Below are 14,340 nucleotides of genomic sequence, written 5' to 3' on the forward strand. Positions count from 1 at the left end.
ATTGAAAACACTTTCCACCAAAGATAATCTCCAAATTCTTCACGAAGACAATCACATTATTGTGGTTAACAAGCGTGTTGGTGATATTGTTCAGGGCGATAAAACCGGAGACAAACCTTTGTCAGAAGTTGTCAAAGAATACATCAAAGAGAAATACAACAAACCCGGAGAAGTCTTTCTTGGCGTCGTTCACAGACTAGATCGACCAACAACTGGAATAGTAGTTTTTGCCCGGACTTCTAAAGCATTAACCCGCTTAAATGAATTATTCGCCAATCGGGAAACACAAAAAACCTATTGGGCAATCGTCAAAAACAAACCGGAAAAAGAACAGGATACTTTACTTCATTATCTTAAAAGAAACGAGAAAAACAATACTTCCAAAGCGCATATCAAAGAAGTTCCTGAAAGCAAAAAAGCCAGTTTGGATTATAAAATCATAAAAATACTGGATAATTATTTTGCGCTTGAAATCAATCTACATACTGGAAGGCATCACCAAATCAGAGCACAACTTGCTGTTATTGGCTCTCCAATCAAAGGCGATTTAAAATATGGCTTTGACCGAAGCAATCCAGATGGCGGTATTCATCTTCACGCCCGCAAGCTTGTTTTTATCCATCCTGTTTCTAAAGAAACCCTGGAAATCGTTGCTCCAACACCAAAGGATGCGATTTGGAATTCTATAACAGATTAAAATCAAAGAACTTTTTTTATTAAGATTGAAAGAGTCTTTATGGTAAAAAATTATATATTTACTCTCAAGTTTTAAACCCCTAAAGTAAAAATACCTACTATGAAAAAAATTGTTTTAACCTTTAGTTTGCTTTTTGGCTTAAGCCTATTTGCACAAGACCATTTTTCCGGAATCAGCACTTCCAATCGCGTTGGAATTTTAAACGGGACCGAAAACCCTGCTGAATTTTCTAATCTTTCGAAAAGATTCGAAATCAATATTTACGGCCTGAGTTTTAATGTAGCCAATAACAAAATTGGATTCAGCGACATCAACTCAGATGCCAATTTTGAAGATTTGCTTTTTCAGGGAACCGAACCTGTAGATATGCGTTTTGACGCACAGATATTAGGCCCTGGTTTTGCCATGAGATGGATGAAATGGGGATTTGGCATTACCACCAAAGCACACGCAAATTTTAATATTATTGATATTGACCCTGCCATTGGAAATGCTATTGCCAATGATAATTTGATACTCAACACTACATTACTTAACAGTAATAATAACCAACGTTTGAATGGCGTTGCCTATGGCGAAGTCGGGCTATCTGCGGCCAGAACTGTATTTGAAAATGACAACCACAGTTTTAGCGCCGGTATCACATTAAAATTTTTATTCCCCGGTTCGTATTCTAATTTTGGTTTGAAAAACCTAAATGGAGAAATTACCGAGAATGTAGGAACTGCTTATCTGACAACAAACTCTCCTGCCACTTTGAATATTGCTTATTCCGGTAATTTGGCAGACAGTTTTACCAATTTTAGTGATTATGGAAAATCTATTTTTGGTGGTTTGAATGGTACTGCTTTTGACATCGGTTTTAATTACCAATGGAAAGGCGGAAGTAAAGAATATAAAATCAAAGCCGGTTTAGCTTTAAAAAATATGGGCAGCATGACTTTCAAAGACAGTAATAATCAATCGACTAATTATTCTTTTGATACCAATGGACATCCTCCACTAGATTTGAGCCAATTTGAAGATGCTGACAATTTGAGAGATGTTGAAGATATTTTGCTTAGTGGCGGCTATTTGACTGAAACATCAGGTCAAAAAGACTTTAAAGTAAAATTACCTGCCATGGTTAATCTATATGCTGATTTTAAAATTATACCTAAAATCTATATTTCCGGGTTTTTACAGCAAAAATTAAAAAGCGATGATGGTAACGATCAAATTACTTCAATCAATACATTTACCGTTACACCGCGATTTAATATCGGTATTTTTGAAGCGTTTTTACCAATAAACAACAATGAAGTTTCAGGTACGAATGTCGGTGTCGGATTCCGGTTCAGAGGTTTCTATCTTGGCTCAGGCTCTATAGTCACAGCTCTTGTCAACGATAGTAAACAAGCTGATATCTATACTGGATTTCGTTGGGCATTTTTATAAAAATAAAATTGAAATTTGATTGTTAAAAACGTAACTTGCTAAACAAATCTGTTCAGGTTATGAATTTTAAAACCGATATAAGTTACCGAAAACAATCATTAATAAAACTGTTGAATTGTGTTCATCTGCATGAAGAAGAAATCATAAAAGCACTGCATGATGATTTCAAAAAACCAGCTTTTGAAGCAGTTTTAAGTGAAACTGGTTATATCATAGCTGAACTTAATCATACTATTAAAAACATACATAAATGGGCAAAACCACAACTGGTTTTGCCTTCTCTTTTAAATTTTCCCTCAACAGATTATATCTATAAAGAACCTTACGGGAAAGTATTGATTATTGCCCCATGGAATTATCCCTATCAACTGGCTTTATGCCCATTGATTGCAGCCGTTGCCGCAGGAAATCAAGTGGTTGTAAAACCTTCTGAATTAACACCAAACACATCCGGAATTGTTGCCAAAATAATAAGCAAAGCTTTCGACGAAAGTCATGTTAAATGCATTGAAGGCGGCGTTGAAATTACACAGCAATTATTAGCGCAACGCTGGAATTATATTTTCTTTACCGGTAGCATTGCCGTTGGAAAAATCGTTGCCAAGGCTGCAGCTGAAAACCTGACTCCGGTAACACTGGAACTTGGCGGAAAAAATCCATGTATTATTGATGAAACGGCGAATATAAAACTAGCAGCCAAAAGAATCGTTTGGGGCAAATTCCTAAATGCGGGTCAAACCTGCATTGCACCTGATTATTTATTGGTTTCAAATAAAATAAAAACAGCTTTTATCGAATCTTTAAAGAAAGAAATCACTGATGCTTATGGAGAAAACCCTGAAACATCACCCGATTTCCCACGGATTATAAATAAAAAAAACTGGGACAGATTAACCGCAATGTTAGAAAATGAAACCTTGCTTGCCGGCGGAAAAACCAATAGTAAGGATTTTTACCTCGCTCCTACTTTATTAGATGAACCAGGCTTGGATAGTTTGGTGATGAAAGAAGAAATCTTCGGCCCAATTCTTCCTATTTTATCATTCGGAAATGAGGCTGATTTAACTTCTATAATTTCGAGATACGAAAAGCCATTGTCACTTTATATCTTTAGTAATGACAAAGCTTTTGCCAAAAAAATAATTCAGAATTATTCTTTTGGTGGTGGTTGCATCAATGATACTGTTGTTTATTTTTCTAACAAAAAATTACCTTTTGGAGGTGTTGGCCAAAGCGGTATTGGAGCCTATCACGGCAAATTAAGCTTTGATAGTTTTACGCATCGCAAAGCCATTGTAAAAAAAGGAAATTGGTTGGATATTCCGATTCGGTATGCTCCGTATAAAGGAAAATTAAATAATTTAAGGAGAATACTAAAATGGCTCGGGTAAAATTATTTATTTTTGAGTTTCCCAAAACATAATACCACCATAAAACCTGAATTAATTTGAACGACTTTTTTACTTTTTCAAATACCAATAGTTTAATAATAATAGCCATATTGCTATTGCTGCTCTATACTGCTTATTTTGCGACGAGCACTTCTTTAAAAAAGAAATTAAACCTGCGTAATCATTCAGAATTTGAGCCAAAAGGTCAGCAATATGAACTCTACCTGCTCTTTTTTGGGATTACAATTCCGTTAGTAGAATCTATATTGGAGATTTTTCATGTACGCGCTACCAGTTTTCTGATTCCCGATGTCCTGATTGGGATAGGTTTACTGTTTTTTTATCTGCTTTGTACCCGAAACAAGTTTTTTGCAAAACATATTAATGCGGTTTTTTTATGCTGCTATTTTGGATATTTTGGACTCATAGTGACCTATGTCTTTTTCCAGGATTTTGAATTAATATGTTACGTTAGCCTTATCCTTATTTACTTCCTTTCCTACTTTGTCTTAAAGAATATTTTACACTACTGGCTATTTGTCATTACCTGTTTGTTACTCCTGATTAGTTCGTATGGTTTTGAATTGATACCGCATAGTTATACCATCATTCTTATCTGTTCATTTATATTAACCACAACTATCCATATGGCCAGGCATTTGGCATTGATGGAAACAAAAAATAAATTTCTTTTTACAAATCTGATTGTAAACAAAGGAAACTCATTGATTATGACTACCAATAAAAAAGGAGAAGTGTCATTTTGCAGCGAATCTATTGAAAATATTTTAGGATATAGTGCCGATGAAGTAATGGGAATGGGTTTTTGGAATTTGACTGAAGATCCTGAATTTGTTGGTGAAGGCTATCATGAAAATTATATTGATGAACGATTGTATATCCGAAAACTGAAATGCAAAAATGGCGATTACAAATACATTCAGTGGAAAGACAAAAAATATTCGGAAGATGTCGTTATCGGAATTGGTCAGGATGTAACAGAACAAATCAATATAGAAAACCAGTATAGAAGCCTGATTGAATCGGCCGCGGATTTGATTTATGAAATTGATTTGAAAGGAACTATCACTTATGTCAATCAATTCACTGAAAAAACACTTGGTTATTCTAAAGACGAAATCATAGATAAGGTATTTTATAAATTTATCAGGAACGATTATTTGGACTTTGTAGTTGACTTCTATAAAGATATTCCAAAAGAAAGCAATCAATATGCTGACCTTGTTTTTCCGTTACTTAAAAAGGATGAAGACACGATTTGGGTTTCGCAAAAAGTAGCGATGAAGAAAAACCAAAACAATGAAATTGTTGGTTTTTCAGCTATTGCCAGAGATATTACCCTTGTGAAAAATCTTGAAATAGAACATTATAACAGAAGTAAAAAAGTCAGAGTACACAACGAAACATTAAAAAAATTAACTTCTCAAAGCTATTCCAACAAAGATACTTTCAATGGAATTCTAAAAAACATTCTCAAAGTTGCCAGTACAAACTGCAGTCTCGACCGCGTAAGTTATTGGTCATACACTCCTGATGGCATTCGTTGTGAAAGCATGTATTATTTAGAGAGCGACCGCTACGAAAAAAACTTTTTTATAGATAAAGCAGCACATCCAATATACTTTGCTACTATAGAAACCGGAATGCAAATTGTAGCCTCAAATGTGTATGACAATAACATTACACAGGAACTTTGCTATATCTATTTTCCAAAGTATAACATAAAATCGTTGTTGGATACCCCAATTGTAATTAACGGTAAAATCATTGGAATCCTGTGCTTTGAAAAAGTAGAAAAACCAGTAGACTGGGATAGTGAAGATATAAACTTTTCACGTTCTGTTGCCGATTTGATTGCTATTGCCATAGAATCTCAGTTGCTTTTAGAGTCGGATAAAAAGCTGTCCTATAAAAGTGAAATCCTGACGGTTATTAATAAAAACACACAAAAGTTTTTGATGGCAAAAAACACTGATGAAATTTTCAACGGAATTTTAGGAACCATCGGAAATGTCATGCAGGTTGACCGCTTATCTTTTTTTGAAAGCGATGCGTTAAATAAAAAATTAATTCAAAAATACCGATGGTCAGGAGAAACAAAATCCATGGCTGAATTGAATCCAATAATTATGGAAGTTCCGTATGCAAAAGTTGCAGACGTAATGGAAAACATGATCCAGGATAAACCTTATTACGCGATAACCCGAAAAATCAAAAACGAAGTTACCCGCGATTTCTTTGCGACATTGATTACCAAATCAATACTGTTTCTGCCAATTTTTGTCAATAAAGAACTATACGGCCTAATCGTATTTGTTGCCACTCAAACTGAAAGGGAATGGACAATCGATGAAATCGGAACGCTTCAAATATTGGCAAACAACATTTCTTATGCAATTGAACGAAATCTGAACGAATCGAAAATTAAGGAAAGTGAAGAAAAATTCCAGCTTTTGGCAAATAATATTCCAGGCTCAGTTCACCTTTCTAAATATAATGAACAATGGACTAAAATATATTTGAATGACGAAATTGAAAAGTTAACAGGTTATCCAAAAGAAGAATTTCTGCAAAATAAAATTCTATACATCAATTTGGTTCATCCGGATGATTTGAAAATAATAAGTGCAAAAGCCGAAGAATTAGTCAAAGAGAAAAAGAAAATCCATTTAATCTATAGAATTGTTCGCAAAGATGGCCATTTTGTATGGGTAGAAGAGTTTGGTGAGCCAATTTTTAAAGATGGGAAAATAGAATTTATCGTTGGTATCTTCATTGATATTACCCAGCGAATGGAAGCTGAAGAAGCCATCAAAGAAAAAAATTATGCTCAGGCTGCCAACAAAGCGAAATCGGAATTCCTGGCCAATATGAGTCATGAAATCAGAACGCCATTAAACGGTATCATTGGATTCACTGAGCTTTTGATGAATTCAAACTTAGAAGATATCCAAAAGAAATACATGGATACCATTAATCAATCGGCCAATTCGTTGATGGATGTTATCAATAAAGTTCTGGATTTTTCAAAAATAGAGTCCGGGAAATTAGAACTCAATATTGAAAAAGTTGCTCTGTTAGAAATCGCGAATCAGGTTGTTGATTTAGTAAAATATGAAGCTAACCTAAAAAATCTCGCTATTAATTTAGAGATTGACCAAAATGTACCGAAATATATCTTCGTAGATTATATCAGATTAAAACAAGTTTTAATAAATTTGTTAAGCAATGCCGTAAAATTCACAGAAAAAGGAGCAGTTGATTTATCAGTTTCTGTTTTTGAGTATATGAGTGAGAGTAAAATCAGATTGGAATTCTCGGTGAAAGATACCGGAATTGGTATCAAAAAGAAAAACCAATTGCGGATTTTTGAAGCGTTTTCTCAAGAGGACAATTCAACAACCAAACGATTTGGAGGAACCGGTTTGGGGCTTTCTATCTCAAACCAACTTCTGAATTTGATGGATAGCCAATTGGAACTTGGAAGTAAATTCGGCGAAGGAAGTGAATTTACTTTTGTGATTGACGTAGATTATTCAAACCAGCAACCAACTGATAAAAATTTAAAAAACATTTCAAAAAAACCATTGTCAGACACAATAGTTACAAACGATGAAAAAATAATATTTATAGTTGAAGACAATAAAATAAACATGCTTCTGGCAAGGACTTTAATAAAACAGATTTTGCCAAATGCTCAAATTTTTGAATTAGAAAACGGAGAAGAATCGATTGAAAAGATACAAACTGTTATTCCTGATTTAATTTTAATGGACATACAAATGCCTGTAATGAATGGCTATGATGCAGCAGTAGAAATCAGGAAAATCCCAAAAGCCAAAAAAATTCCAATAATTGCCCTAACCGCCGGAACCATAGTTGGTGAAAAAGAAAAATGCATACAATTTGGAATGAACGACTATATTCCAAAACCAATAGATAAAGAATTTTTGATTAAAATCATAAGTCAGTGGATAACTATTAACTAAAAATTGCAATTATGAAATGGATAGGAAATCGTCAAAGTGACAACGTAGAAGACAGAAGAGGAATGTCTGGTGGTGGAAAATTAGCAGCTGGCGGAGGCGTCATTGCAATCGCATTCTTTTTGATAAAGGCATTTTTCCCGGAAGCCGCACCTTTTGTAGATTCAATACAAAATCAGCAGGGTCAACAATCTGAACCAACAGAGCAAAGAGATTTAACTCCGGAAGAAATAGAATCCGGCAAGTTTATAAAAACAATTTTTGCTTATACCGAAGATACCTGGGGACAAATATTTCAGGAAAACGGTATGGATTATGAACAGCCACGAATGGTCTTATTTTCAGATGCTGTAGAAACCGCTTGCGGTGGAGCAACTTCTGCTTCCGGACCGTTTTATTGTCCCGGTGATAAAAAAGTTTACATGGATTTAGAGTTTATGAAAGAACTTAAAACCCGTTTTGGTGCCGAAGGTGGCGATTTTGCCACAGCGTACGTAATTGCCCATGAAGTTGGACACCATGTTCAGAAACTAATGGGAACTTCAGATAAAGTTCGCCAGTTACAATCAGAAAGAAGTGAAACCGAAGCCAACAAACTTTCTGTTTGTTTGGAACTACAAGCCGATTTTTATGCCGGAGTTTGGGCGCATTACAATCAAAAGTACCTTGAAGCAGGCGATATTGAAGAAGCACTGAGTGCCGCCAATGCTGTTGGTGACGATGCCATTCAAAGCAAAACGAGTGGTCAGGTACAACCCGATACGTTCACACATGGAACTTCTGAACAGCGTATGTATTGGTTCAAAAAAGGATACAATTCGGGCGATATCAAACAAGGTGATACTTTTTCGGCGTTGATGGATTAATAAAGTAAAAAAGGATAGCCATTACAGCTATCCTTTTCTAAACTAATCTTTAAAATGAAAATATCTTGAAATATATTTACAGCTTAAAGTTACATGGGATTTTTATAAGTATCTGATTTTTAACATTGTTTCCGACAAACTGTATAATTCGTTAGTCAACCTTCATAATCCGTCTTTAAAAACAAAACCATGATAAGAATCTTCTATATTATATCATTCCTTTTTACGCAAATTCTCTTCTCTCAAACTGATTCAAAACTATATGAAATCATTGATGGAGTCTCTGCAAAAAGAATTGAAAAGGATGTCATCATATTAGCAAATTTTAGAACCCGAAATACTTTTAGCGATACACTATCAGCTACTGAAGGTATTGGTGCAGCCAGGCGATGGATCAAATCAGAATTTGAATCTATTTCAAAAGACTGCAAAAGCTGTCTGACTGTATTTTATCAAAAAGATTTTGTGACAACCAAAGACGGTGAACGCATTCCAAAAGATGCATGGATCGTAAATGTTGCAGCAGTGCAAAAAGGAACTAAATATCCAAATCGCTATATAATTATGACCGGAGACATTGATAGCAGGAATTCTGATACGATGAATTATACCGACGATGCTCCCGGTGCCAATGATAATGCTAGTGGAATGGCCGGTACAATTGAGGCCGCCAGAGTTTTATCTAAATATAAATTCGAAAATAGTATTGTTTATTTAGGCCTTTCCGGAGAAGAGCAAGGATTGTTTGGAGGAAAGGGTTTCGCCGAATACGCCAAAAAAAACAACTGGGAAATAATTGGTGTTTTAAACAATGACATGATTGGAAATATTGACGGAGTTGATGGTGTAATTGATAACCGAACCTTTCGAATTTTCTCAGAACCAACACCTGTTACCGAAACAGAAAAGGAAAGAAAAATGAGGCGCGCTTATGGTGGCGAAGTTGATGGCAATTCACGTCAATTGGCGCGTTACATCCACAATGTTGTTTCAACTTATATGCCTGAAATGAATCCGATGATGGTGTACCGATTGGATCGTTTTGGTCGTGGCGGGCATCATCGTCCGTTTAATGATTTGGGTTATGCTGCAGTTCGGGTTATGGAAGCACATGAAAATTATAACCGTCAGCATCAAAACATCAGAACCGAAAATGGCATCCAGTATGGTGATGTAATTCATGGGGTGAATTTCGAATATGCAAAGAAGCTGACCGCTGTAAATGCGATTGTTTTAGCTAGTTTTGGTTGGTCACCAAAGGAACCTCAAAATGTTTTAATTGGCGGAATTGTAGCGCCAAATACCATATTAAAATGGGATAAATCTGATGATGATTCAATAATTGGTTATAAGATTTATTGGCGATTGACAACTTCACCACAATGGGAAAACAGTCGCTTTGTTGGTAATGTAAATACCTTCGAATTAAAAGGAATTGTAATTGACAACTACTATTTTGGTGTAGCAAGTGTATCCAAAAATGGTCATGAAAGTGTGGTAGTTTTTCCAAAAGATATTATTAGACAATAATTAATATTAGCCCAACCAACCATCTCTATCCAAACTTCTCTATCGAATTGCTTTCGAGTGTTAAATTATATATATATTTGATTTATTATTAATCTATTCCTTACTTATGAATACAATCATTCCAAAGCAAGCTGTCAGTCAATTAAAGAAATCATTAGATAATTTTAAACTTAACGATGCAATAGAATTGTGTTCAAATGAAGCACAAACCAGAAAATTTCTTATTGAGCCTTTTTTCTTAATGTTGAATTATGAATCTAATAATTTAATTCCTGAATATAATGCTGATTTTGGTGAAAGAGTAAGTCAAAAAATTGATTATGCTATTCTTTTGAATAAAAAAGAAACAATTCTTGTTGAAGCTAAAAAGCATAGTACTAAACTAACGGATAAAGAAGCTGGTCAATTAAATGGATACTTTGGTAATACTAAAAATTCAAAGATTGCTGTATTAACCAATGGTGTTGAATATAGATTTTATTCTGATGTTATAGAGCCTAATATAATTGACAGTAAACCTTTCTTTTGTTTTAATATTAGTAATTATTGTGAGAGTGATATTGAATCATTAATACGATTTGACAAACGTTACATTAACGTGTTAAACATAGTTAAATCGGCACAGGAAATTGTGTTTGCTGATAGCTTTGAAAATGCTTTCTTTAAAGAATTGGTTGCTCCATCAAAAGATCTTTTGAAAATCATTCACAGAAATATGACTTTCACTTCAAAATTTAATGAAGAAACACAAGGCAAAATGATTAATCAAATCAATTCTTCATTACTAAAATGCATGTATGATAAAAAATTGCAACTTGAAGCAATGTCAAATTCACAAGGTGTAATTACAACTGAATTAGAAATTCAAGCATATCATATAATAAGAACTTTATTAATTCAAAATAAAAAAATTCCAAAAGAGAGAATTGGGTTTAAAGATTTTAAAAGTTTCTTTAATATAAGTGTAGACGATTCTACAAAGAAAGTTATTTGCAAACTTGTATTTAGTGATTCTAAAATGAAAATCACAATTGAAAATAATGAATATCTATTAGAAAATATTGATGATTTGATGAAGTACAAAAACGAACTAACAAATAGAGCATTAGCTTTAGTATCATAAATTCCATAAAACTGCAAAATTCTCCTCTTACAATCGACGCTCCGGAATCAGATTATTTATATATTGAAACTTCTCAATTATCAAATGCTGGTAAAGGTTTGTTTACAGCAATAAAAATTTATAAACATGAAATTATTTCTGTTTTTAAAGGTGAAATCTTAACAGAAATTGAAGCTGATATTCGCATTAAAAATAATCTGGACAAATATTTCATCAACATGATTGACGGTACGATTATGGATTCTATGAACACTGATTGTTTTGCAAAATATGCTAATGATACAGAAGCTTTCCAAAATTTTCAATTTCAAAACAATGCAAAAATCGCATTAGATGATGAAAATAATGTTTGCATAATTGCCACAAGAAACATCAAATCTGGCAACGAAATATTTTGCAGCTACGGTAAAAGATATTGGAAAAAGCACCGATGAATTCCCTCCAACTTTAGTTGGAGGATAATCATAAAAACCAAATTGGCTTTAGCCAAAAATTATTTAAAAATTTGAATATTATATTTCTCAATAATTTCATCATATTCATTTTGAAATGTTTTCTTTTTATGATGCTCTTCTTGATTTTTGATATAATTTCTAACTTTATTCAATATTGACTCTGAAACCGATAGTGCAAAATATTCATCTTGCCATTCAAATTTTCTGCGTTTCATGTTTGGAAATAAATGGTTGTTTTTATTAATCCAAAAAGAAGATTCGCCTTTGATTAACTGCATAATTTTATCAATGGATTGATTAATTCCCAGTGAAATTAGACAATGGCAATGATCTTCAAAACCATTCACAAAATCAATATAAATATCTTTTTTAATCGCATTTTCTCTGATGTGATTCCATACCAATTTCCTGGATTCTATTGTGTTCAAAAAAGGTTCTCTGTTTTTGGTACACCAAACAAAATGAATATAGATTTTTAAATATGGCATATGATGGTAATTTTGGCTAAAGCCTAATTGTCATTTTTATTATTGCTCCGGCTAAAGCCGGAGCCAAGTCAATTACCTCCATCTTCAGATGGAGGATCACCCCAACCATCCATCTCTATCCAGACTTCTATATTGAATAGCTTCCGCAATGTGATTGGAATTTACAACCGCTGTATTTTCTAAATCAGCAATAGTTCTCGACACTTTCAAAATTCTGTCAAAAGCTCGTGCCGAAAGATTTAAGCGTTCCATGGCAGTTTTTAAAAGTTGCAATGAGGTTTCATCCAAAGGGCAAAACTCCCGGATTTGCTTCGTACTCATTTGTGCATTGTAATGAATGTTATCAAACGCTGCAAACCGCGCTGACTGAATTTCTCTGGCAGATGTTACGCGCTTCCTAATCTCAATGCTGCTTTCGCCTTTACGGGTTTCGGTAAGTTTGTCAAAAGGAACAGGCGTGACTTCAATATGAATGTCAATTCGGTCTAATAATGGTCCGGAAATTTTACTCAGATAACGCTGCATTTCTGCTGGCGACGAACTTAACGGCGAATCACTATCATTAAAAAACCCACTCGGACTCGGATTCATACTCGCCACTAACATAAACGATGATGGATAGGTAATCGTGAATTTGGCTCTCGAAATCGTGACTTCACGATCTTCCAGCGGTTGACGCATTACTTCAAGAACTTCTCGTTTAAATTCTGGTAATTCATCCAAAAACAAAACGCCATTGTGTGCCAATGAAATTTCTCCCGGTTGCGGATAACTCCCGCCGCCAACTAAGGAAACCGAAGATGCCGTGTGATGTGGACTCCGAAATGGTCGTTGGTTCATCAAGCCGGAATCTTTTACTTTTCCGGCAACGCTGTGGATTTTGGTAGTTTCCAATGCTTCGTTCATCGTCATTGGTGGCAAAATACTCGGCAATCGTTTGGCAAGCATTGTTTTCCCTGAACCTGGCGGACCAATCAGAATAATATTATGCCCACCCGCTGCGGCAATTTCCATGCAACGCTTAATGCTTTCCTGACCTTTGACATCCGAAAAATCAAATTCCGGGAAATCTAAAGTTTTATTGAATTCTTCTTTTGTATCTATGATTGTCGGTTCCAAAGTGCCGTTTCCTTCAAAAAAATCTATAACCTGCACAACATTTTCAACACCATAAACATCCAAACCTACAACTATTGCGGCTTCCTTTACATTTTGCATTGGAAGAAAGAAACCTTTAAAACCTTCTTCTTTCGCTTTGATTGCAATGGAAAGCGCGCCTTTTATAGGTTGCAAACCGCCATCGAGAGACATTTCGCCCATGATCAAATATTGGTCAACTTCATCAGCTTTTATTTGCGCCGAAGCGGCTAGAATTCCGATTGCTAAAGTCAAATCATAGGCAGAACCTTCTTTGCGTAAATCGGCTGGCGCCATGTTTATTGTGATTTTCTTTCCCGGCAAACTATAGCCGTTATTTTTCAAAGCAGCGGCAATGCGATAACTGCTTTCTTTGATGGCATTATCGGGCAAACCAACCAAATGATATCCAACTCCTTTATCAATATTTACTTCTACGGTAATTGTCGTGGCTTCAACTCCGAAAACTGCACTTCCAAAAACTTTGATTAGCATTTACATTATTTACAAATAAAAATAATATAAAATTGAAAAAGAAAAGTAGGCAAAAAGTGTACATTTTTAATTACTGCACATTATCACTCATCGTTTCGCTTTTGTTTTTAGCGTATTGATAGCCTTCTTCCCACCATTTTTTCATTTTAACTTTATCAAAAATCAATGCATTGTTGGTCAGATGCGTTGGTGTGTAGTATAAATTGAGTTTTACATTTTTATTGTTTGCAGCTAATTTTCCAATGGTGATATCATGTTTTTCTACTTGATTTAAAAGTATCTGAAACAAATCAATCATCAATGAAAATGGATTTTTGCCAATGCTTTTTGGTGTAAGCTGCACTTCGGTTTCTAAAATCACCACATCTATTTCGGTCGCGCCACGATTAATCGCTTCCCTGATAGGAACCAAACTTGAAAATCCTCCATCGCCATATTCGCAATTGTCTTTGTTTGCCAAACTCATAAACGGGATATAATTGCAGGAAATCCAAATCCAATCGCAAAACTCATTGTATTCAAAATCTTTAATCGACTTGTATTCCACATCGTTTTTAGACAAATTGGTTACAGTAACAACTATATCGCAACTGGCAGCTTTTAATTGGGTAAACTCCTTTAAAGTGAAGTTTCTTTTGATATATTTTCGCAGTTTAGCACTTTCACCAAAAGTTCTTTTTCGCTTTAAAAACTGCAACAGCACATTAAAATGGT

General features: G+C 34.5%; 11 protein-coding genes. 8 read left to right on the top strand and 3 right to left on the bottom strand.

The window, feature by feature from the left end:
* Position 1: 1 nt before the first annotated feature.
* From ABIQ27_RS03755 to ABIQ27_RS03790, 8 genes are all read left to right on the top strand, one after another.
* Positions 2-697 carry an RNA pseudouridine synthase gene (locus ABIQ27_RS03755; RefSeq protein WP_348032185.1) on the top strand — a complete coding sequence of 232 codons (696 nt, stop codon included), beginning with the start codon at positions 2-4 and terminating at the stop codon, positions 695-697.
* Between the two features lie 99 nt (positions 698-796).
* Positions 797-2,134, top strand: a complete 1,338-nt coding sequence (locus tag ABIQ27_RS03760; protein ID WP_348032187.1) for a hypothetical protein — start codon at positions 797-799, stop codon at positions 2,132-2,134.
* A 59-nt stretch (positions 2,135-2,193) separates the two neighbouring features.
* Positions 2,194-3,525 carry an aldehyde dehydrogenase gene (locus ABIQ27_RS03765; protein ID WP_348032188.1) on the top strand — a complete coding sequence of 444 codons (1,332 nt, stop codon included), beginning with the start codon at positions 2,194-2,196 and terminating at the stop codon, positions 3,523-3,525.
* Between the two features lie 56 nt (positions 3,526-3,581).
* Complete coding sequence (locus tag ABIQ27_RS03770) at positions 3,582-7,535, top strand: PAS domain S-box protein (protein ID WP_348032190.1); 3,954 nt, start codon at positions 3,582-3,584, stop codon at positions 7,533-7,535.
* Positions 7,536-7,546: 11 nt separating this feature from the next.
* Entirely contained in the window at positions 7,547-8,398 is an 852-nt protein-coding gene (locus tag ABIQ27_RS03775) for a neutral zinc metallopeptidase (protein ID WP_348032192.1), read from the top strand.
* Between the two features lie 189 nt (positions 8,399-8,587).
* Positions 8,588-9,928, top strand: a complete 1,341-nt coding sequence (locus tag ABIQ27_RS03780) for a M28 family peptidase (protein ID WP_348032193.1) — start codon at positions 8,588-8,590, stop codon at positions 9,926-9,928.
* Between the two features lie 106 nt (positions 9,929-10,034).
* On the top strand, positions 10,035-11,051 hold the full coding sequence (locus ABIQ27_RS03785; RefSeq protein WP_348032195.1) for a type I restriction enzyme HsdR N-terminal domain-containing protein: 1,017 nt from the start codon (positions 10,035-10,037) through the stop codon (positions 11,049-11,051).
* A gap of 98 nt (positions 11,052-11,149) precedes the next feature.
* Positions 11,150-11,485, top strand: a complete 336-nt coding sequence (locus tag ABIQ27_RS03790; RefSeq protein ID WP_348032197.1) for an SET domain-containing protein-lysine N-methyltransferase — start codon at positions 11,150-11,152, stop codon at positions 11,483-11,485.
* 59 nt (positions 11,486-11,544) lie between these two features.
* Here ABIQ27_RS03790 and tnpA read toward each other — a convergent pair whose 3' ends face one another.
* From tnpA to ABIQ27_RS03805, 3 genes are all read right to left on the bottom strand, one after another.
* On the bottom strand, positions 11,545-11,994 hold the full coding sequence (tnpA, locus tag ABIQ27_RS03795) for an IS200/IS605 family transposase (RefSeq protein ID WP_348032198.1): 450 nt from the start codon (positions 11,992-11,994) through the stop codon (positions 11,545-11,547).
* Positions 11,995-12,090: 96 nt separating this feature from the next.
* Positions 12,091-13,626 carry a YifB family Mg chelatase-like AAA ATPase gene (locus tag ABIQ27_RS03800; protein WP_348032200.1) on the bottom strand — a complete coding sequence of 512 codons (1,536 nt, stop codon included), beginning with the start codon at positions 13,624-13,626 and terminating at the stop codon, positions 12,091-12,093.
* A 70-nt stretch (positions 13,627-13,696) separates the two neighbouring features.
* Positions 13,697-14,340, bottom strand: a 644-nt coding sequence (locus ABIQ27_RS03805) for a patatin-like phospholipase family protein (protein WP_348032202.1), incomplete at its 5' end; no start/stop codon positions are given.

This window comes from Flavobacterium sp., assembly GCF_039916025.1.
Classification (GTDB): Bacteria; Bacteroidota; Bacteroidia; order Flavobacteriales; family Flavobacteriaceae; genus Flavobacterium.